Raw genomic sequence first — 21,516 nt, 5'->3', positions numbered from 1 at the left:
TAGGATGACTAAGCTAAATAAAGAAACAATAGTGGCGCAAATTGGAAATCGAAAATGTGAAACGACTGGTGCAGTTAATATGCCGATTTATTTTTCTACAGCTTACCGTCATACAGATCTCGGCGTTTCTACTGGATATGATTATACCCGCACTGGTAACCCGACTCGAGATGTGCTGCAAGAGGCACTTGCCAAGCTGGAAAATGGGAAACACGCTTTTGCAACGAGCTCTGGAATGAGCGCCATCCAGCTTGTATTCCAATGTTTTAAAAGCCACGACCACATCATTACGAATCAAGATCTATATGGCGGGACTTTTCGCTATTTTAAACAATTGGAAACTCAATATGCCATTGATTTTTCTTATTGGAATGGCGGTGTAGAGGAGTTAAAAGAAATTGTCACGGATCAAACAAAAGCCATTTATATTGAAACGCCTACTAACCCATTGATGCAGGAAACGGATATCAAAGCAGTAGCCGCATTCGCACATACGCATGATTTGCTAATAATCGTTGATAATACATTCTATACACCTGTGTTACAGCAGCCGCTAAATGATGGTGCGGACATCGTTATCCACAGTGCAACGAAATATCTTGGCGGGCATAATGATCTGCTCGCTGGGGTCGTTGTAGTAAATGATGATGATTTAGGCGCGTTTTATTTTGATCAGCTGAATGCGACGGGGGCTGTGCTCTCTCCGTTTGACAGTTGGTTATTGATCCGTGGTTTAAAAACACTGGTCTTGCGAGTAGAACGACATCAGGAGAATGCGAGAAAAGTTGCTTCTTTCCTAGAATCACATCCGCTTGTGGAAAAAGTACTTTATCCCGGAAAAGGTGGGATGATCAGTTTTTACATCAAAAACGAAAAACAAGTTTCTCCGCTTCTAAAGGCCTTGGAATTATTTTCGTTTGCAGAAAGTTTGGGCGGCGTGGAGAGCCTGATCACTTATCCGGCAACGCAGACGCATGCTGATATCCCCGAAGACTTGCGAAAATCATATGGACTTACGAATGAACTTTTGCGTATTTCGGTAGGTATCGAATCCAGCGATGATCTGATTCACGATCTCAAACAGGCATTTGATACCCTCACGAAAGAGGTGACGCAAAATGTCTGATAAAAAACAGCCAGCAACAGAAGTGATCGAAGCAGCTCTTGGAATCGATAAACATACAGGTGCCCTCAATACACCGATTTATTTGTCCTCGACATTCCACCAGCATGACTTTGATGATTATCATGAATATGATTATGCCAGAAGCGGAAATCCGACTCGAGCGGCTGCTGAAAAAGCGGTTGCAGCTCTGGAAGGTGCCGAACATGGTTTTGCTTTCGCCAGTGGAATGGCAGCGATCTCTGCCGCTTTATTCACATTATCAGCCGGCGACCACTTTATTATTTCAAAAGATGTGTACGGTGGGACGTATCGCTTGGTCGAGCAAGTATTGCCACGCTTTGGGATTCGTTATACATTTGTTGACACGACGAATCTGGATGAGGTAGCAGCAGCGTTTGAAGTCGAAACAAAACTGGTCTATGTGGAAACTCCTTCCAACCCACTGCTTCAAGTGACAGACATCGCGACGGTCGCCAAGCTAGCAAAGGCACATAACAGCTATTTATTTGTGGATAATACCTTTTTAACGCCAATCATTCAAAAACCGCTTGAACTTGGCGCAGACCTGGTTATCCATAGTGCGACGAAATTTTTGTCGGGGCACAGTGATATTTTAGCAGGAGCTATTGCTACCAATCGCTCGGAATTAGCGGAGCAGATCTACTTTTTGCAAAATTCAACGGGCGGTGTGCTCGGTGCGCAAGATGCCTGGTTATTATTGCGCGGTATCAAGACGCTTCATGTGCGAATGGAAAAAAGCGCCGAATCGGCATTACAGCTGGCTACTTTTTTAGAAAGCCATCCAGCAGTGGAAAGTGTTTATTATCCAGGGCTGATCTCTCATTTAGGCTATACTATCCAGGAGGCGCAAGCTAGAAATGGCGGAGCGGTATTGTCCTTCGATCTTGGTAGCGAAGAAAATGCTCGCAAATTTGTTGAACAAATCAAGATTCCGGTCTTTTCTGTGAGCCTTGGAGCAGTAGAAAGTATTCTTTCCTACCCAGCGAAGATGAGTCACGCAGCGATGCCGAGGGAGGAACGACTTAATCAGGGGATAACGGATGGACTACTGCGTTTCTCTGTTGGATTGGAAGCGATTTCCGATCTGCTTGCTGATTTTGAGAATGCTCTTCAAGTACTTTCAGAAGGGTGTGAAGTGAAATAATGAATCTTCGTAGAGATTTGAATGAAAAAGTATTGATCGCTGACGGAGCAATGGGGACGTTGCTATATTCCTATGGGATCGACCGTTCGTTTGAAGAATTGAACCTTTCTCATCCGGATGATGTCAGCGGTATCCATCGTGCCTACATCGAAGCCGGTGCAGATATTATTCAGACCAATACGTATGGCGCGAATTACATCAAGCTTTCTCGATATGGTCTGGAAGATGAAGTGAAAAAAATCAACCAAGCAGCAATCAGACTTGCGAAAGAAGCTGCTAGAGGGACTGGGACATATATTCTAGGAACGATGGGTGGTATCAACGGCTCAAGCGATACGAAGTTGCCGCTTGCTTCCGAAGAAGAAGTCAAACGCAGTTTTAGAGAACAGCTTTACTGTTTTTTATTAGAAGGTGTTGATGGTTTGCTGCTCGAAACTTTTTACGATGTCGATGAGCTCAAAACGGTACTCAAGATCGTACGAGAAACGACCGATCTGCCAGTTATCGCCAATGTTTCGATGCATGAACCAGGACTTCTCCAAAATGGCCAGCAACTGCCGGAGGTCTTAAAGGAACTTGAAGCACTTGGCGCGGATTGTGTGGGTATGAATTGCCGATTAGGTCCTTATCACATGGCGAGAGCCCTTGAAACAGTACCGATTTTGCAAAAAAGTCATTTAGCCGTTTATCCGAATGCCAGTCTGCCAGAAGTTCGCGGGGGAAAAGTCGTCTATCATACGGAAACAGAATATTTCCAAAACTATGGAGAGATTTTTCGCCAAGAAGGTGCAAGGATCATTGGCGGCTGTTGCGGAACAACTCCAGAACACATACGAGCATTGCGCGAAGGTCTGAAATCCTTTGAACCAGTAACAAGTAAAAAAGTCCGACCGATCATTGAACTGGTTCCTGCTGAAAAATTAGAAGACGATGGCGAAGAGCGTTTGTTGGATAAAGTGAAGCGCGAGCATACGATCTTGGTAGAACTGGATCCGCCCCGGACGTTTGATACCGATAAATTCTTTGAGGGAGCAGAAGCGCTGCATGAAAATGGTGTCGATGCCATTACGATCTCCGATAATTCACTCGCTTCTCCGCGAATCAGCAATATGGCGCTGGCTTCGATCTTAAAACACCAATACGGCATCAAACCATTGGTACATTTAACGACGCGTGATCATAATCTAGTCGGTATGCATTCTCATATCATGGGCTTCCACAAGCTAGGCCTCCATGATGTTTTAGCGATCACTGGTGATCCAACGAAGGTAGGTGATTTCCCTGGAGCTTCTTCCGTTTTCGACCTACGCTCAGTCGAACTTGTCCAGCTGATCAAAAAATATAATGCCGGTATTTCCTATACTGGAAAATCGTTAAAAGAAAAGGGCCGTTTCCATGTAGCAGCAGCTTTTAACCCGAATGTATTGAATGTGGAAAAAGCAGTCAAGTTGATTCAGCGGAAAGTGGAGTACGGCGCGGATTATATTATTACGCAGCCAGTCTACGATAAAGAAAAAATTGCGATCTTAAAGGATGCACTGCAAAAAGCAGATATCAAGGTGCCACTTTTCATTGGCGTAATGCCGCTTTTGTCAGGTAGAAATGCCGAATTCTTGCACAATGAAGTTCCGGGAATCAGACTCCCAAATGAAGTAAGGGAACGGATGCGGGAAGCTGAGGCGGCGGATCGTTCCAAAGAAGAAGGAATGAAGATCGCGAAGGAAATTATCGACAGTATCTATACCGAATTCAATGGTATTTATATCATTACACCTTTTCTTCGCTATGATTTGTCGGTGGAACTTGCGACATATATTCAAAATAAAAAAGAGACCCATGTGCTTGAAAAATAGCAGGGTCTCTTTTTTTAATTCAATAAATTGCGTGACAATAATCCTAATAAAAATCCAACGGCAAGCATCACGCCGAAAATCGTGATCGCTTTCGAGGTAGCTTTCATTCCCGGCATCATGGAAACTGGTTCCGATTTGCCGATGTAAGCAACAACCGCTTTGATGGCATGAGGCAGACTGAGTAAGATCAAGAGGATCCACCATGTTGCCTGATGCGTAAAGATCAATGAGATCTCGAAAATATAGGCAAATAGGAAAGCGGCAGCGAATAAAAAGGTTGCAGCTTTGCGTCCTAAAAGAATAGCCAGTGTCAATCGACCATTTTGTTTGTCAGGAACAAGGTCTCGCAGACTATTGGCTAGCAGCAAGTTGCCGACGAGTACCATGATCGGGATCGATACATAGACGATAAACGGACCGACAAAACCGGTTTGCAGGAAAAAAGAAATGAAGGTAATGATGCCTCCCATGAAAAAACCGGCCATGATCTCTCCGAAGGGTGTATAAGCGATCGGATAAGGCCCCCCTGTGTAAAGAAAGCCGACGATCATACAAATTGCCCCAAGTAGACCTACATACCAGGTCGTTTCCAAGGAAAGATAGACACCGCCTAGAATCGATAATGCATATAGGAAAATAGCTAAGAAAAGAACAAAGCCAGGACGCATGCCGTTCCGGACGATCGCACCGCCATTTCCGACTGAATGTTCATCATCATGGCCTTTGCGGTAATCATAATATTCATTGAATAAATTTGCTGATGTTTGAATGAAAAAGCATGAGATCAACATCACGAGAAAACGTGTGAAGTGAAAATTAGAGTAATTCATTGCTACTGCTGTTCCTAAAAAGACTGGTACAAAAGAAGCAACAAGTGTGTGTGGTCTGAGGAGCTGCCACCATTTTTGGAATCCAGTTTGTTTGGCAATGACTGGTTTTGAAGCTGTCGCCATTAATTCTCTCCCTTTCTATGTCTGTTTTTGAACAGACGCTCTTCTTTACATTTTAGAGAATAACGGGTTCGTAGTCAATGAATATCGCTCTAAAGGAAAATAAACACAAACCAAGCAGCATCTGCCGATTTTTGATATAATGGAAGATGTGAACGTTAAAGGAGAGTTGAAAAATATGAGCGTAAAGGATGCCCTTGAATTATTTGAGCAAGCAAAACAAGTCGCTGCGACGAAACAAAATACCTTACTCAGCTGGGTAACAGAACTGCCTGCTGATACAAATGTAATAAATGTTTTTGAAAAAGCAGCTTCTTCTTTTCGGGGAGAACGTTTTTTTTGGCAAGACCCTGAGCAAGGGTTTACGTATGTGGGTCTCGGCGTAACGAACCGTTATACGGCCGAGGAAGAAGATTCTTTCCAAGGATTAAAAGAGCGAATGGCAGAGCTAAAAAAACATCTTGTGACAAATAAGGTCGAAGTGGGCACAGGGCCATTATTTATGGGCGGTTTCCGTTTTGATAAAGAAAAAGCTGTGGCAAAGGAATGGCACAGTTTCCGTAAGGCGACTTTTTACTTGCCACTTTATTTGTTGAGCGAAGTAGGCGGGAAAGTATATCTGACCGTCAATACCTTTGTTTTTCCAGATGACAGCACTAAAAAATGGGCAGCAATGAAGGAACAGTGGGAAAGAATCATTTCCAGTGATGTACCGAAATTACAAGCACCGGAGCTCACTTTGGCGAAAGAATTAGATAAGGATTATTTCTTGCAATCAACACAAGAAGTGATCGATTTGATCAACCAATCCGAAAAGGTCAATAAAGTAGTCATGTCGAGAAGAATGTCCCTTAAATTCGGAAAACAAGTCGATAATAATTATGTCTTAGAAAAAATGTTGGAAACACAAGAAAACAGTTATTTCTTCATTATGGAAAATGGTAATACTAGTTTCTTCGGTGCTTCGCCGGAGCGATTGATCGCTATCAACGACGACACATTGATGTCTTCTTGTGTAGCTGGTTCAACGCCGCGCGGGAAAACCCCAGAAGAAGATGAAAAATTAGGAAGCGTTTTATTGCAGGATGGTAAAAATGTCAAAGAACATCATTATGTCGTAGATTATATGCAGGAGAAATTAGCACCATTTACAAATGATCTTACGTTGGCAACCGATCCGATCTTGCTTAAAAATCGTGATATCCAGCATCTTTACATTCGGATCGAGGCAGAGAAGAAAGCAGAAGCAGAGTTGCTTGATATCTTGCAAACGATCCATCCGACACCCGCACTTGGAGGCACTCCGCAAAAAATGGCGATGCAGATCATCCGCTTAAAAGAAGAATTGGACCGCGGCTTTTACGGCGCTCCGATCGGTTGGATCGATTTTGACGGGAATGGTGACTTTGCGGTTGCGATCCGTTCAGGTTTGATCACGGATGCAAACGGTTATTTATATGCTGGCTGCGGAATCGTAGCAGATTCTGTGCCAGAAGAAGAACTGCAAGAAACTGCAGTGAAGTTTCAGCCAATGTTGCGCATTATGGGAGGATTGAAAAATGACTGAACATCAGAAACAAATGACAGATTATTTAGCAGCTTTTGTAGAAGAAATTGTACAAGCAGGCGTTAAAGAAGCCGTTATCAGTCCTGGTTCAAGGTCAACGCCGCTTGCGCTATTAATGGAAGAACATCCAACGTTAAAAACATTTATCGATGTGGATGAGCGTTCTGCCGGCTTTTTTGCACTAGGAATCTCAAAAAACTCCAAGCGTCCGGTCGTTTTGCTTTGCACATCGGGAACAGCAGCAGCCAACTTTTTACCGGCGATCGCGGAAGCAAATCTTGCGCAAGTGCCGTTGATCGTGTTGACAGCTGATCGCCCGCATGAATTACGTCAAGTTGGCGCTCCGCAAGCGATCGACCAACTGCATTTATACGGTTCGCATGTAAAAGACTTTACGGACATGGCACTGCCGGAAAACAATCCAGAAATGTTGCGTTATGCAAAATGGCATGGCAGCCGTGCTGTGGACATCGCGATGAAGACACCGCGTGGACCGGTCCATATCAATTTCCCACTGCGGGAACCATTGATGCCGCTTTTAGATCCTTCTCCTTATACAATCAGCGATACGCCAAGACGTCATGTACATATCTATTATACGCATGAAGTTTTGGAAGAACGTGCTGTCAAAAGAATGGCAGAACAATTAAACAATAAGAAAGGGGTCATCGTGGTCGGCAGTTTGGATAAAAAGGAACTGGAACCTGCGCTGATAAGCCTAGCAGAAAAACTGCAATGGCCAATTCTGGCTGATCCATTATCGGGACTTCGCAGTTATGGCGACACCGATGATTTTGTATTAGATCAATATGATGCTTTCTTGAAAAATACGGAACAACTAGGCCAATTAGAGCCAGAAGTGATTGTCCGCTTCGGGAGCATGCCCGTTTCCAAACCACTGAAAAACTGGATGGAAGCTTTGACCAATACACGCTTATTTGTTGTAGATCCAGGAGCAGCATGGCGTGATCCTATTAAAGCCGTAACAGATATGATCCATTGCGACGAACGTTTTTTGATCGAAGCACTGCTAAAAGAAATTGCGGAAAGTGCTCCGGAAGCGTGGTTAGCGGATTGGCAACAAACGAATAGCATCGCCAGCGAAGTCGTTCGGGAAGTTATGGAGAATGCTACAAGCCTTGATGAGGGAAAGGTAGTAGACGTTCTTCGGACAGCTTTACCAGATCATGCCGGCTTGTTTATCGGAAACAGCATGGCGATCCGTGATGTCGATACGTACTTTGCGCAAACGAAAAAGAAAATCAAAATGCTTGCTAATCGCGGAGCAAATGGGATCGATGGTGTCGTTTCTGCAGCATTAGGCGCAAGTACCGTGACGCAACCGATGTATCTGCTGATTGGCGATCTATCCTTTTATCATGGGATGAATGGCCTTTTGATGGCTAAAAAATATCAGTTGAATTTAACGATTGTACTGATCAATAACGATGGCGGAGGTATATTCTCTTTCTTACCGCAAAATGATCATCCTAAGTATTTTGAGACGCTATTCGGTACAAGTACGGACCTTGATTTCACGCACGCAGCTAAGCTATATGGTGCTGATTATCAGCAAGTTACAGAAATCGATGCACTTAAAGATGCATTAGACCAAGCAGCTTATCATAAAGGGCTCGATATCATCGAGATCAAAACAAGTCGTCAAGCGAACAAAACAAACCATTTGGAACTATGGGAACAGATCGCTGGTAAAATGGCAGGTGAGTAAGTTTGCAAATAAATGGTGTCGCCTATCATGTAGTGGAAACAGGCGAGTCATCTCCGAATAAACCGACATTAGTGTTTTTACATGGTTTCACAGGAAGTTCGAAAACATATGCAGCATGGATGTCAGCATGGTCGGAAGCATATCATTGCCTAAGTTTCGATATGATCGGACATGGCAAAACAGATTCGCCCGCAACTAGCAGCCGTTATCACATGGAGAATGTTATTGCTGATATCTGGCAGATTCTCCAGGAAAAAGCGATTCGTCAAGTGGTACTGATCGGCTATTCAATGGGTGGTCGGGTAGCCATCAGTTTTGCCAGCCGATTTCCAGAAATGGTAAATGGCTTAGTCCTTATGGGCAGCTCGCCTGGCTTGCCGACTGCTGAAGAACGTGAACAGCGCCGGGCAAGTGATGAAAAGCTAGCTGCCTGGATCAAAACAGCTGGTATCGAAGAATTTGTTGATTACTGGCAAGAGCTGCCATTATTTGACTCACAAAAGCAGCTGACAGTAGAAAAGCAGAAAGCCGTCCGGAGCGAACGTCTTAAACAGCAACCGCTTGGTTTGGCAAACAGCTTGATCGGGATGGGGACGGGAGCACAGGAAAGCTATTGGGAGAAACTGCATCGCTTTACTTTCCCTGTTTTATTGATCACCGGAGAATACGATCAAAAATTCCAACAGATCGCGGCAAACATGCATACATTGTTGCCGATATCCGAAATCGCAATTATCGAACGGGCTGGGCATGCTGCTTACTTAGAACAGCCAGAAGTGGTACAATGGACAATAAATAATTGGTTAATGAACCAAATAGGAGGAAAGTTATCATGACAATCCAATGGAAAACAGAAAAAGAATATGAAGAAATCAAATATGAAAGCTACGAAGGAATCGCGAAAGTAACTATCAACCGACCGCATGTACATAATGCTTTTACCCCGAAAACAGTTATGGAAATGATCGATGCTTTCAACTTAGCACGTGATAATACGAATGTTGGCGTGATCATCTTAGCAGGAGAAGGTGAAAAAGCATTCTGTTCTGGTGGTGACCAAAAAGTTCGCGGTCACGGCGGCTATGTTGGCGATGATCAAATCCCTCGCTTGAACGTCCTTGACTTGCAACGCTTGATCCGCGTGATCCCGAAACCAGTGATCGCGATGGTAGCTGGCTGGTCGATCGGCGGCGGAAACGTCTTGCAATTGGTTTGTGACATCACGATCGCAGCAGACAATGCGAAATTCGGACAAACTGGACCAAACGTCGGTAGTTTTGATGCTGGTTACGGCTCTGGCTATCTAGCACGTGTCATCGGACACAAAAAAGCAAAAGAAGTTTGGTTCATGTGTCGTCAATACAATGCTCAAGAAGCGCTTGACATGGGCTGGATCAATACTGTTGTTCCACTTGCCGAACTCGAAACCGAAACAGTGAGCTGGGCAAAAGAAATGTTGAAGAAAAGTCCGACTGCTCTGCGCTTTATCAAAGCTGCTTTCAACGCAGATACAGACGGCTTGGCTGGTATCCAACAATTGGCCGGCGATGCAACTTTGCTTTATTACACAACGGACGAAGCAAAAGAAGGACGCGATGCTTTCAAAGAAAAACGCGATCCTGATTTTGATCAATTTCCAAAATTCCCTTGATTTAGGGGTGGCTTAAATGGAACTAACAAATTGGCTTGAAAAACGAGTGCGGCTTTCTGGAGAGAAGACCGCGCTTGTTTTTCAAAATAAAAGTGAAACATTTAATGAAGTTTATCAGGTTGTACGTCAATATGCCGACCGCTTATATGCGATCGGTATCCGCAAAGAGGATTATGTAGCGCTGATCGGGAAAAATGATCGTGCTACGTTTATGTTGATCCACGCACTACAGCAGTTGGGAGCAGTAACTGTTTTCTTAAATAATCGGCTTACTGCACGGGAACTTGCCTATCAGATCAAACAAAGTGATTCCAAATATGTCCTAGCGGCTGATGAATTTGCCGAGAAAATAACCGTGCCATTTCTTTATCGCTTTTCTGAATTACAGGCAGAACAAGCTGCAGAATTGGTGGCTGTTTTTGAGATGGAGCGACCTGCTTCGATTATGTACACTTCCGGAACAACTGGAAATCCAAAAGGCGTGATCCAGACTTATCAGAATCATTTTTGGAGTGCGATGGCTTCTGCCCTTAATTTAGGGATTTCTGATTCCGATAGTTGGCTGTGTACCGTCCCGATTTTTCATATCAGCGGTCTGTCGATTCTTATGCGTTCAGTCATTTATGGGATCCCTGTTTATTTGGAAGAAAAATTTGATGAGCGACGGATCAATGAGTTGCTCGTACATGGGGAAATTACAACGATTTCCGTCGTTACAACGATGTTGCAGCGGCTTTTAGCTATTCGCTCGGAAGCATATTCGTCTCGATTGCGAACTGTTTTACTTGGTGGTGGTGCTGTTAGTGATACTTTGCTGGAAGCATGTGCGAAGTATGATATTCCCTTGATCCAATCTTATGGGATGACAGAGACAGCTTCGCAGATCGTGACATTGTCAAAAGAGGATGCAGCTCGGAAACGCGGTTCATCAGGGAAAGCTTTATTTCCTTCTGAGGTGAAAATCGCAGCAGACGGCGAGATATTGTTGAAAGGGCCTAGCATCATGGCAGGCTATCTGAATAATCGGGCGGCTACGGAAGCTGCTTTTACAGATGGTTGGTTTAAGACAGGCGACATCGGCTTTCTTGACGAAGAAGGTTTTTTATACATTCAAGAACGGCGTAGCGATTTGATTATTTCCGGCGGAGAAAATATCTACCCGACCGAGATCGAACATATTCTGAGCGCCCATCCCAGTATCCACGAAATTGCAGTGGTAGGTAAACCTGACGAACAGTGGGGCCATGTGCCAGTTGCTTTTATTGTAGGGGATGAAACGGCAGAGGCAGCTATCAAGCAGTTTGCCGAAACGGAGCTTGCTTCTTATAAAGTGCCGAAAGCTTTCTATTTTATCAAAACGATGCCGCGCACCGCATCCAATAAGGTCCAGCGTCATCGGCTGATAGAATCTATGCACAAAAAAAGCTAGCGACGAATTTTTTTCGTTTCTAGCTTTTTTTATGATGATGATGCGAGCAGGCTTGTCCTTTTTGAGGAACAAAATCAATGCCGCCTTTATGAAAGGGATGGCATTTAGAAATTCGGATAATGGAAAGCAGCAAACCCTTGAGGGCACCATGTTCTTGAATCGCTTCTACACTGTAAGCAGAACAAGTTGGATAAAAGCGGCAAGTCCGCGGTGTGAAACGAGAGATATATTTTTGATAAAGCCGGATCGCTCCGATCAAGATATGTTTCAAAATCGTCACCTCTTTGATATGTTAGTTCTAGCTTATCATAAATTTTGAAAAAGAAAAGGAAGAAGAATCCATGTATAGATATCAAGATGAATTCCGCAATCAGGTAACGATCTCGCTAAAAGCACAAACAAAGGAAGCAGACGACTGTTTAGTGATCCCTGTTTATCAAGGGAAATTTCTCTTTACGATGCACAAGACCAGAGGAATCGAATTTCCGGGGGGGAAAGGCGAGCACGGTGAAACAACGCTCATGGCTGCTCATCGGGAGCTATTAGAAGAAACTGGCGCCCGTGCAGAGGAGCTTTATTTTGTGGCGGATTATTTAGTAGAAGGAAAAGAGCGAACGTTTACAAAGCGTGTGTTCTGCGCAGAGATAGCGACCCTAGAAGAACGAACCAATTACCTGGAAACAAATGGTCCGCTGCTACTTGGCGGGGAACTGCAGAAATTGATCAGACAGCCGGAATACAGTTTTTTCATGCGGGATGCGGGAATGCAGTTTATTGCTGAAGCTGCTGTCAGTCTTTTGCTGGAAAAAGGTATTCTGGAATAAAAAGATTGGTAGGCAGCAGCGATATTTTTTGCTATGATAAAGGTAATGGAGGTGAGAGCGATGGGAATGCCACTTGAAGTCAATACCATCATTGTCACAAAAGGAAAAGAAAAACGATTAGATGATAACTTTTTTGAATTGACGAAAGCAGGATATCGGATCTATCCGATCGACATCCCGGTTGATGTACGTAAAACAAGAGACGGGGAAACAAATGGGCAAGGGATCGCACGCAAACTGATTTGGGAAAATAACCAAACGATTATTAAATATGAATTGATGACACTTAATTCAAGTAATTAGAAAGAGGAGGCGAGGGCATGCGGAAACTTGGAATTATCGGAGTAGGTCATGTCGGGGCAGAAGTTGCTTTTTCCGTAGTGACGCAAGGCATTTGTGATGAAATCGTTTTAATAGACAAGAATCAGGAAAAAGCAGAAAGCGAGGCGATCGAACTACGCGATATGGCTTCGCTGACAGCTTTTCATACCACTATACATACACAGGATTACAATGAACTTCGCACGGCAGACGTTATTGTCATTGCTGTTGGGCAATCAGATCTGCTTCATGAAGATCGAATGGAAGAATTAAAAGCAACGAGTAAAATCATTAAAGAAATCGTTCCTAAAATCGTTGCGAGCGGATTTAAAGGGATCATCATCAATATCACAAACCCATGTGATGTAATCACGATGATGATTCAAGCGGAAAGCGGTTTTCCAAAGGACCGCGTCTTTGGAACAGGGACTTCCTTGGATACGGCGAGAATGAAACGTGTTGTCGGAGAAGCACTTGCGATCAATCCCAAGAGTGTAGATGGCTATGTTTTGGGTGAACACGGCGAATCGCAATTTATCGCTTGGTCAACTGTCAACGTGGCGGGTACAGCAATCCAATCGCTTCCAGAAGCGAAAGACTTTGACCTGCCAGCATTAAAAGACAGTGTGCGGGGTGGTGGCTGGAAAATTCTGCTTGGTAAAGGTTGGACCAGCTTTGGAATCGCTACGATTGCAGCGAAGCTCACAGCAGCAGTTTTCAATGACGCCAGACAAGTTTTCCCGTTGTCTGTTTACGATGAAGCACTAGACGTCTACATCGGCAAACCGGCATTACTTGGGAAAGAAGGAATTATTCACTCCGTAGCGATGCATTTAAAAGAGAGCGAAACAGCAGCGCTAGAAGCATCAGCGCAAGTGATTTCCGCTGCTTATCAAACTGTAAAATAAAAAGACCGGACAGTTCCGGTCTTTTTTATTTTGTATACGAATAAATCGTTTCGGCGATATCATTCAAGTTAGCATGAGCTGTTTGATTACCTAGGAAAATCACAAATTTTCCTGTGTCTGGATCGCCGTAGATGACTGAACCAAAGCCGCCTCGTTGTCCATCTGCCGAAATATTTCCGCTAAATCGGATCTTATCTGTAGCAGGATCCATAAATCCGGAAACTAGCAAGATCTTTTTCGTTGTTTGCGCAGTCAGCAGTTTATTCGTTGTCAACAAACTTTGAAAACGCCAGAGATCCTCGACATTGCTGTATAAATTACCAGCACCGAGCAGGCTACTCATTAATTTCTGAGAATATTGCAGTTCTTTCTGTGTATATTCTTGCTTGGTTGCTTCATCATATCGGTACTCATTCGGGAGAAAGGCAGTAGTAGGAAGTTCATCCCAGAAAAGGGTATGGGCGAGTTGCCATTTATCGAGCAGTCGCTTGTGAACGACCGCTTGATAACTTTTTTGTTCTAAATCAGCAATGATCGCTGCTAAATAGGTATAGTTGACATTAGAATAGGCATACGTCTGTTTATCCGAAAAAGTCGTATGCTGGATTGCATTCCTCAATTCAGTAGATTCGGTAGTCAATAGAGTGCTTGGCGCGGTTTCCGGCATGGAATAGCCTGAGGTATGGCTCAGTAACTGCTCGACAGTGACCTTATCAGCTTGAGGGGCAGTTTTTACAAAATCGGATAATTTGCTATCATAGCGAAGCCGGTGTTCTTCAATCAATTGTCCGACAATTACCGCCGTATATAATTTCTGCAAGGAGGCAATTGGATAGAGCTGCGCTTTTTGGTTCGCCTTATTTGTCGAATGATTCGCATCTCCATAAGTATGTATCGAGGTGACTTTGTGATCAGCGGCAAGCAGAAGCGTTCCACTCACATGTTTTTGTTTTATAAGATTGGAGATTTTTTTATCTGTTTTATCAGTTTGCGCTCGTTTTGGCTGGGCAGTTTTGTAATAAAAAAAGAATACCAGCAAAATTCCCAGAAAGACGATGCCAAACCAAAGCTGTTTTTGGTATCTTCGCATGCTTGTATCTCCTTTCAATAAAGAGCCCACTCTACACAGAATGGGCTCAGCTTGGCGAAAAACGCTCATCTTCGTCGTTAAAGCCTGCGTTCCGGTGCTCACGTACAGAAGTACGCTCCGCTTCGGTACTCAGCTTTGCCTAGAATCTAATCATTTTTCACCAAGCTGAAAACAGTAAAATAATGATTGAAATGGTGTTTTTCTTCAGTCTGAGCCCACTCTATACAGAATGGGCTCAGATTTTATGCTTTGGTTGCTTTTTTTGGCTTAGAGCCGCGCCGAACAAAGAGGTGGATCAGGCTGAGCAGCAGGGAAAAGATATAAGCTGCAAGTGTTGCTAAAAATAATGAGATCGCGATTTTGGTTTGACTTAAACCAGCCCCGTAAAAGCTGAAGAAAAAGATCACGCCACTTGCGATCAATGCGAGCGTCACGATCAAGTATTTGAACCAGCGCCATTTTAAAATAAATTCAAATAAACAAATCACTGCAAAAAAGCCAATAAAAATAATGCCTGCTAGAGGAAAAATATCCATAAAAAAACTCCTTTATACATCTTGCCAAATTAAAATCAGTTTCCGTTCAAGCAATGACTTGCTACTACCACGCTCGATAACGGAACTATATTTCTATTTTCCTATCATACCATATGTTTAAATTAATGATAAGCGGAAAAAGAAAAGTAGGAGGGGTTATGATGAAAGATATTGTCTTGTATGATGGAAACTGCGGGTTCTGCCGGCTTTCCAAAAATATGGCGAAAAAATTAGATTGGCTGCGAAATTTGGAATGGATCGAACTAGAGCGCTATCAAGGTGTTCTGTTTTCACAAGAAGAACTGGAATCAGAGATCCATCTAGTGACATCGAGTGGAAAAGTTCTGCGTGGCTTCAGCGCGATCAGAAGGATCCTTTGGCAGCTGCCACTGACAACGATTCTGTCTTTACTACTATATTTGCCTTTTGCAAAATGGTTTGGCGACCGCGTCTATGCTTTTGTGGCGAAGTATCGTGGCAAGATCATGGAGCTTTTAAATGCGATCGGAGTGGCGACTCCGGCTGTTTAAATGAAAATCTTGCAAGAACCCAACATTGTTTGATTTTCATATTGCTTTTATCCACAGTTTAATTTATAATTAGTTTTATCACTGATTGAAGAAGCGCATGAATTCTTCTAAAGATGTGGAAGTACAATCAAATATTAAATTTAATCTTATCCAGAGCGGTAGAGGGACTGGCCCTTTGAAGCCCAGCAACCTACATGAAATTGATGTAAGGTGCTAACCTGTTGCAGGAAAGTGATTTCCTGAACGATGAGAGCGAAGGTATACAAATTCTGCCTTTTCTCTGTGCGCCTATGGCCATATTAGAGAAAAGGTTTTTATTTAGCCCGGACGCCTTGTAAGATTTAAAGGAGGAAATACAATTGGCAAAGAATCGTCACTTATTTACATCAGAATCCGTTTCTGATGGGCATCCAGACAAAATCGCAGATCAGATCTCTGACGCGATTTTAGATGCAATCATTGCGAAAGATCCAGATGCACGAGTTGCATGCGAAACGACAGTTACTACTGGCCTTGTGCTTGTAGCAGGGGAAATCTCCACTTCTGTTTATGTAGACATCCCAAGGATCGTACGGGATACGATCAAAGGGATCGGATACACACGTGCTAAATACGGGTTCGATGCAGAAACCTGTGCGGTATTGACAGCTATTGATGAACAATCACCAGATATCGCGCAAGGTGTGGATGAAGCATTAGAAACGCGAGGGTTGACAAAGGATGAAGCAATCGAATCGATCGGCGCTGGAGACCAAGGGTTGATGTTCGGTTTTGCAACGAATGAAACAGAAACGTTAATGCCACTGCCGATTTACTTGGCACATGGCTTATCACGGAAAATCGCCGAATTGCGCAAAGATGGGACAATCGATTATTTACGTCCAGATGCAAAAACACAAGTTACAGTGGAATATGATGAAAATGATCAGCCTAGCCGTGTCGATACCATCGTTATCTCGACGCAGCACCATCCGGACATCGAGCAAGCGCAAATCGCAAAAGATCTGCATGAACATGTAATCAGTGCTGTTATTGATCCAACATTATTAGACGAAAATACAAAATACTTCATCAATCCAACTGGCCGTTTCGTCATTGGCGGACCACAAGGGGATGCCGGGTTGACTGGCCGGAAAATTATCGTAGATACATACGGTGGTTATGCAAGACATGGCGGCGGTGCGTTTTCCGGTAAGGATCCAACCAAAGTAGACCGTTCCGGTGCATACGCTGCTAGATATGTAGCGAAAAACATTGTAGCCAGCGGTTTGGCGGACAAAGCAGAAGTGCAGCTTGCTTATGCGATCGGTGTTGCTAAGCCAGTGAGTATCTCCATCGATACTTATGGAACAAGCAACTATTCGGAACAGGCTTTGATCGATGCGGTGAACCAATTATTCGACTTACGTCCGGCAGGAATCATCCAAATGCTTGATCTAAGACGCCCGATCTACAAGCAAACAGCTGCATTCGGTCACTTTGGCCGCGCGGATATCGATTTGCCGTGGGAAAAAACCGATAAAAAAGATGCTTTGCGTACCTTAGTAGAAAATGCTTGATTCAATGTCTCTTGCCAAGTAACCGGCAAGGGACATTTTTGCTTGTAAAACTATTCATTGTTTCACTATTCAAATACCGCTTTTTTATGATATGATAGACGTTGTGATATAACTAGATTTAAGAATTATGAAGATGAGGAGAATGAGCATGTGTGGATTTATCGGATGCGTGCATGACCGCATCGCCGAGATTACAGGCGAAGAAAAAGACGTATTTAGAGAAATGAATAAAATGATCACTCATCGTGGTCCAGATGACGAAGGCTATTATACAGATGAACATATCCAATTTGGATTTAGACGATTGAGTATTATAGATGTAGAAAACGGGCATCAGCCGCTTACTTATGAAAACGAACGTTATTGGATCATTTTCAATGGCGAGATCTATAATTATGTAGAGCTACGTGAAGGATTGGTAAAAGAGGGTATGCACTTTGAAACAGAAAGTGATACAGAAGTCATTATCGCAATGTATGCTAAACATAAAGAAGAAACGGCAAAACACCTGCGCGGTATGTTTGGATTTGTCATTTGGGACAAAGAAACAAACCAAGTTTATGGTGCGCGCGATCATTTTGGGATCAAACCATTTTTCTATGCAGAAGAAGACGGCAAGCTGTATGTTGGTTCTGAAAAGAAATCGATTTTGCATGCGCTGAAAAATCAAACATTAGACGAAGTTTCTTTGCAAAATTACATGACATTCCAATTTGTTCCCGAACCAGATACATTGACGACTTCTGTGAAAAAATTACTGCCAGGTCATTATTTCACGAAGAAAATTGGAGAACCAATGCAGATCACAAAATACTGGCAAACAAGTTTTGCACCCGTGAATACGGCTGAGCAAACATTGATCAAAGAAATCCGCGATGTGCTGTATGACTCTGTCAACGTACATATGCGTTCTGATGTACCAGTTGGTTCATTCTTATCCGGCGGGATCGATTCTTCGATCATTGCCTCGATCGCCAAAGAATACCACCCAGCCATCAAGACATTTTCTGTCGGTTTTGAACGCGACGGATTCAGCGAGATCGACGTTGCGAAAGAAACGGCTGATAAATTAGGCGTGGAAAATATCAGCTACGTGATCTCACCACAGGAATATATGGATGAATTGCCGAAAATCGTTTGGCACATGGACGATCCATTGGCTGACCCTGCTGCGATTCCGCTTTATTTCCTATCTCGTGAAGCACGCAAGCAAGTTAAAGTTGCATTGTCGGGAGAAGGTGCTGACGAATTGTTCGGCGGTTACAATATTTATAATGAACCCAATTCATTAGCCGGCTTTAACAAAATGCCAAAAGCACTGAAAACAATGCTTAACCGCGTTTCCCGCATCATGCCAGAAGGAATGAAAGGAAAGAGTTTCTTAGAACGCGGAACAACGCCGATGGAAGAGCGCTACATCGGAAACGCTAAAATGTTTACCGAAAAAGAAAAACGGATCTTGTTGCCGAAATATCAAGAAGGCCATGATTATACCAACATCACCGATCCATTTTATGCCGCAACAGAGGGCTACAATCCAGTGGAACGCATGCAGTACATCGATATTCACACATGGTTGCGCGGCGACATCTTGCTGAAAGCAGACCGTATGACGATGGCCAATTCGCTAGAAGTACGTGTACCATTCTTGGATAAAGAAGTATTCGATGTGGCAGCAAAAATTCCAGCATCCTTAAAAACAACCCAAGGAACAACGAAATATATCTTAAGAAAAGCTGCAGAAACATTTGTACCGGAACATGTACTGAACCGCCGCAAGCTAGGTTTCCCAGTTCCGATCCGTCATTGGCTGAAAGATGAAATGAACAGCTGGGTGAAAACGATCATCCGCGAATCTGCCACGGACCACTTGATCAACAAGGAATATGTCTTGCAATTGCTAGATGATCATTGTGCTGGCAAATTTGATTACAGCCGTAAGATCTGGACCGTCGTTATCTTCATGATCTGGTATTCGATCTATGTAGAAGATAAGTATGACTTTGGTAAATAATAAAAAAATAAACGCTCTCTGCATTTCCCTGCGGAGGGCGTTTTTTAAAATGAGGTGAATAGATTTGCTAGGATTCTTGATTGTACTTATTGTTTTTGTGATCACGGCAATTATCTTGATCCAGATCAGTAGCGCTAAACGGTCCAAACTTACTTGGGTCGAGACTAATGCAGAAATAACTGCCAGTGAATTTTCAAGCCATACATCAGGAAATGATATCAGCCGTGCTCGCGGTGAATCAAGTCGTAAAGTAAAACTGACAGTGACTTTCAAACTTAAAAACGGAGAAACTTATCAAGCGACCAGAAAAGTTTGGACCGCAACGAAAAACCGTAGCATGTTTGAGCAGGGCAAATGGGTCAGCATCGATTATGCGGAGGAGGATCCGAAAATATTCCGGCTGCATTATCAGTTATAAAAAATCCCTCAATCATGATTGAGGGATTTTGTTTATTTACTTTCGTTAGAAGCATCATAGGTTTTATGAATACCTGGGATCTTCGCACGTGATAAGAAGATAGAAACGATCAATCCTAAAATCGTAACAAGGGTAGCAACGATGAAAGCGTCGTTGATGCCTTGTACAGCGGAATGACGGGAAACATAGGTCACGATTTGACCAATGATGGTTTGCTGCGCTTCTTGTGCACTGATACCCATGCTTTGCATGAGGTGCATGATTTTTTCTTGAAGACTTTGCATAAAATGCATATTGTTCGTGGTGTAAACACTATTTGCAATCTCACGATGAACATTAGTACGTGTACTCATTACCGTAACAAGAATGGCTGTTCCTAGTGAACCAGCGATTTGCCGTAGTGTGTTGAATGTCGCTGTAGCATGAGCCGAAAGTTCACGTGGTACGCTGTTAAGAGCTTCGGTCATAATCGGCATCATAACAAGTGAGATACCAAATGAGCGGATCGTATATAATGTTCCAATATAAAGTAAGGAATCATCTAGTGTTAGATTCCCGAATTCCCATGTCGTAAAGATCATGACCAAAAGGCCAACGATCGCAAGCGGGCGGGCACCGACTTTATCAAAAAGGGCACCGGCTATCGGGGACATGATCCCCATGATGATCGCACCTGGAAGTAGCAAGAGTCCGGATTCTACTGGCGTAAAACCACGGATGTTTTGCAAGTAAACAGGTAGTAAGATCATACTTGCGAATAAAGACATCGTCACGATCAAATTGATCACAGATGCAAGGGTGAAAATCGGGAACTTGAAGACCCGCAAATTGAGCAGCGGATGATCCGTCAAGAATTCTCTGACGACGAAGGCGATTAGGAAGATAACCCCAATGGCAATCGTCACTTCCACGGTAGTGCTTGTCCAGCCGTCATTACCAGCTTCACTGAATCCGTAAAGTAGGGAACTAAGACCGATCGTGGAGAAAATGAGTCCCCATACGTCCAATTTCGGATAAGATCTTTCACCAACATCTTTAAAGTAGATTAGCGCTAGAATAATATCTAAAAGCGCGATTGGAAGCACGACCCAGAAGAGTAATCGCCACGTAGAATATTCAACGATATACCCGGAAAGTGTTGGTCCGATCGCAGGTGCGAAGATCATCGCGACCCCCATGATCCCCATGACGGAACCACGTTTTTCTGGTGGGAAAAGCACCATGAATAAAGTAGTCATAAGTGGCATGATGATACCAGCACCGACTGCTTGAACCATCCGTCCGATCAATAGGATCGAGAATGTAGGTGCGACCCCAGCGATCAAAGTACCGATCCCAAACATACTCATGGCAAAGATGAATAGTTTACGTGAACTGATCGTTTCAATCAAGAAAGCACTAAAAGGGATAACGACACCATTTACAAGCATATAGGCTGTAGAAAGCCATTGCGCTGTATTCGTGGTGACATTGAAGCTGTTCATGATTTTTGGTAGGGCATTATTTAGTAAGGTTTGATTCAAAATAGTAACAAAGGCACCCAAGATCAAAACCATCAATAAGGTGACGAGATGATCGGGGTAATTGTTATTTTTGCTAGGTGCTTGTGCTTTTGGTTCTTCAGAAGGAGCGGCAGGAAGCAACTCTTCTGTTTGATTTTGCTGTAGCGTTTCCTCTTTTGCCAGCGCAGTATCTTTCTCAGTAGCAGCTGGTTTCCTCGTTTTCTTAGGTCTGTTTTTTAAGGTATTGTTTCTGGACGAACGTTTCTTTAGAAGTAAGTTGAAAACAATCAGAAAAGCTAAGGCAGCAAGAGAGTAAACCAAAATAAATGTCATTTTTTTCAGCT

At 43.4% G+C, this 21,516-nt stretch carries 20 protein-coding genes and 1 riboswitch; of the genes, 15 read left to right on the top strand and 5 right to left on the bottom strand.

All coding sequences use genetic code 11. From position 1 onward, the window contains the following. The first annotated feature begins 4 nt into the window (after positions 1-4). The 3 genes from HMPREF0556_RS05105 to HMPREF0556_RS05095 are packed head-to-tail and all read left to right on the top strand — an operon-like array spanning position 5 to position 4,144. Positions 5-1,126 (top strand): aminotransferase class I/II-fold pyridoxal phosphate-dependent enzyme, encoded by a 1,122-nt coding sequence (locus HMPREF0556_RS05105; RefSeq protein ID WP_003756193.1) that lies wholly within the window; start codon positions 5-7, stop codon positions 1,124-1,126. After that, positions 1,119-2,291, top strand: coding sequence for a cystathionine beta-lyase (metC, locus tag HMPREF0556_RS05100; protein ID WP_003756192.1), 1,173 nt, complete (start codon positions 1,119-1,121; stop codon positions 2,289-2,291). The genes HMPREF0556_RS05105 and metC overlap by 8 nt, the downstream gene beginning before the upstream one ends. Further along, a complete protein-coding gene (locus HMPREF0556_RS05095) occupies positions 2,291-4,144 on the top strand; it encodes a bifunctional homocysteine S-methyltransferase/methylenetetrahydrofolate reductase (RefSeq protein ID WP_003756191.1) in 1,854 nt (617 codons plus the stop codon). The genes metC and HMPREF0556_RS05095 overlap by 1 nt, the downstream gene beginning before the upstream one ends. A 14-nt stretch (positions 4,145-4,158) precedes the next feature. On the opposite strand, the gene HMPREF0556_RS05090 is transcribed toward HMPREF0556_RS05095, so the two are convergent. After that, positions 4,159-5,097 (bottom strand): 1,4-dihydroxy-2-naphthoate polyprenyltransferase, encoded by a 939-nt coding sequence (locus HMPREF0556_RS05090; RefSeq protein WP_003756190.1) that lies wholly within the window; start codon positions 5,095-5,097, stop codon positions 4,159-4,161. Between the two features lie 175 nt (positions 5,098-5,272). Between HMPREF0556_RS05090 and HMPREF0556_RS05085 the strand changes: the two genes are divergently transcribed. From HMPREF0556_RS05085 to HMPREF0556_RS05065, 5 genes are read left to right on the top strand one after another with little or no spacing between them, the layout of a single operon-like run. After that, the gene (locus HMPREF0556_RS05085; RefSeq protein ID WP_040486491.1) at positions 5,273-6,661 is read left to right on the top strand and encodes an isochorismate synthase; all 1,389 of its coding nucleotides are present in this window, start codon (positions 5,273-5,275) and stop codon (positions 6,659-6,661) included. After that, entirely contained in the window at positions 6,654-8,390 is a 1,737-nt protein-coding gene (gene menD, locus HMPREF0556_RS05080; RefSeq protein WP_003756187.1) for a 2-succinyl-5-enolpyruvyl-6-hydroxy-3-cyclohexene-1-carboxylic-acid synthase, read from the top strand. The genes HMPREF0556_RS05085 and menD overlap by 8 nt, the downstream gene beginning before the upstream one ends. Before the next feature lie 2 nt (positions 8,391-8,392). After that, on the top strand, positions 8,393-9,226 hold the full coding sequence (gene menH / locus HMPREF0556_RS05075; RefSeq protein WP_003756184.1) for a 2-succinyl-6-hydroxy-2,4-cyclohexadiene-1-carboxylate synthase: 834 nt from the start codon (positions 8,393-8,395) through the stop codon (positions 9,224-9,226). Further along, positions 9,223-10,041 (top strand): 1,4-dihydroxy-2-naphthoyl-CoA synthase, encoded by an 819-nt coding sequence (gene menB / locus HMPREF0556_RS05070; RefSeq protein WP_003756183.1) that lies wholly within the window; start codon positions 9,223-9,225, stop codon positions 10,039-10,041. The genes menH and menB overlap by 4 nt, the downstream gene beginning before the upstream one ends. 16 nt (positions 10,042-10,057) lie before the next feature. Continuing rightward, on the top strand, positions 10,058-11,470 hold the full coding sequence (locus tag HMPREF0556_RS05065) for an o-succinylbenzoate--CoA ligase (protein ID WP_003756180.1): 1,413 nt from the start codon (positions 10,058-10,060) through the stop codon (positions 11,468-11,470). A gap of 19 nt (positions 11,471-11,489) precedes the next feature. On the opposite strand, the gene yidD is transcribed toward HMPREF0556_RS05065, so the two are convergent. Then, positions 11,490-11,741, bottom strand: a complete 252-nt coding sequence (gene yidD, locus HMPREF0556_RS05060) for a membrane protein insertion efficiency factor YidD (protein WP_003756178.1) — start codon at positions 11,739-11,741, stop codon at positions 11,490-11,492. A 70-nt stretch (positions 11,742-11,811) separates the two neighbouring features. Between yidD and ytkD the strand changes: the two genes are divergently transcribed. The 3 genes from ytkD to HMPREF0556_RS05045 are packed head-to-tail and all read left to right on the top strand — an operon-like array spanning position 11,812 to position 13,523. Beyond that, positions 11,812-12,294, top strand: a complete 483-nt coding sequence (gene ytkD / locus HMPREF0556_RS05055; RefSeq protein WP_003756175.1) for an RNA deprotection pyrophosphohydrolase — start codon at positions 11,812-11,814, stop codon at positions 12,292-12,294. A 60-nt stretch (positions 12,295-12,354) separates the two neighbouring features. Continuing rightward, positions 12,355-12,597 carry a DUF2584 domain-containing protein gene (locus tag HMPREF0556_RS05050; RefSeq protein ID WP_040486490.1) on the top strand — a complete coding sequence of 81 codons (243 nt, stop codon included), beginning with the start codon at positions 12,355-12,357 and terminating at the stop codon, positions 12,595-12,597. A 17-nt stretch (positions 12,598-12,614) separates the two neighbouring features. Beyond that, complete coding sequence (locus tag HMPREF0556_RS05045; protein ID WP_003756172.1) at positions 12,615-13,523, top strand: L-lactate dehydrogenase; 909 nt, start codon at positions 12,615-12,617, stop codon at positions 13,521-13,523. A 25-nt stretch (positions 13,524-13,548) separates the two neighbouring features. Here the strand turns inward: HMPREF0556_RS05045 and HMPREF0556_RS05040 are convergent, their stop codons facing one another. Then, positions 13,549-14,613 carry a serine hydrolase domain-containing protein gene (locus tag HMPREF0556_RS05040; protein WP_040486489.1) on the bottom strand — a complete coding sequence of 355 codons (1,065 nt, stop codon included), beginning with the start codon at positions 14,611-14,613 and terminating at the stop codon, positions 13,549-13,551. 242 nt (positions 14,614-14,855) lie between these two features. Beyond that, the gene (locus HMPREF0556_RS05035) at positions 14,856-15,149 is read right to left on the bottom strand and encodes a hypothetical protein (protein ID WP_003756168.1); all 294 of its coding nucleotides are present in this window, start codon (positions 15,147-15,149) and stop codon (positions 14,856-14,858) included. A 161-nt stretch (positions 15,150-15,310) separates the two neighbouring features. On the opposite strand from HMPREF0556_RS05035, the gene HMPREF0556_RS05030 reads away from it, so the two are divergent. From HMPREF0556_RS05030 to HMPREF0556_RS05015, 4 genes are all read left to right on the top strand, one after another. Beyond that, a complete protein-coding gene (locus HMPREF0556_RS05030) occupies positions 15,311-15,679 on the top strand; it encodes a thiol-disulfide oxidoreductase DCC family protein (RefSeq protein ID WP_050776991.1) in 369 nt (122 codons plus the stop codon). A 143-nt stretch (positions 15,680-15,822) separates the two neighbouring features. Continuing rightward, a riboswitch (SAM riboswitch) is annotated at positions 15,823-15,932 on the top strand. 106 nt (positions 15,933-16,038) lie between these two features. Beyond that, positions 16,039-17,238 carry a methionine adenosyltransferase gene (gene metK / locus HMPREF0556_RS05025; RefSeq protein WP_003756163.1) on the top strand — a complete coding sequence of 400 codons (1,200 nt, stop codon included), beginning with the start codon at positions 16,039-16,041 and terminating at the stop codon, positions 17,236-17,238. Positions 17,239-17,386: 148 nt separating this feature from the next. Beyond that, complete coding sequence (asnB, locus tag HMPREF0556_RS05020) at positions 17,387-19,252, top strand: asparagine synthase (glutamine-hydrolyzing) (protein ID WP_040486488.1); 1,866 nt, start codon at positions 17,387-17,389, stop codon at positions 19,250-19,252. Between the two features lie 64 nt (positions 19,253-19,316). Beyond that, positions 19,317-19,670, top strand: coding sequence for a DUF3592 domain-containing protein (locus tag HMPREF0556_RS05015; protein WP_003756160.1), 354 nt, complete (start codon positions 19,317-19,319; stop codon positions 19,668-19,670). 32 nt (positions 19,671-19,702) lie between these two features. On the opposite strand, the gene HMPREF0556_RS05010 is transcribed toward HMPREF0556_RS05015, so the two are convergent. Beyond that, on the bottom strand, positions 19,703-21,505 hold the full coding sequence (locus HMPREF0556_RS05010; RefSeq protein ID WP_003756158.1) for a DHA2 family efflux MFS transporter permease subunit: 1,803 nt from the start codon (positions 21,503-21,505) through the stop codon (positions 19,703-19,705). Positions 21,506-21,516 lie beyond the last annotated feature (11 nt).

The sequence above is a fragment of the Listeria grayi DSM 20601 genome, assembly GCF_000148995.1.
Taxonomy (GTDB): Bacteria; Bacillota; Bacilli; order Lactobacillales; family Listeriaceae; genus Listeria; species Listeria grayi.
The sequence above is the reverse complement of the archived record's forward strand: the minus strand, read 5'-3'. Positions and strand labels throughout refer to the sequence as shown.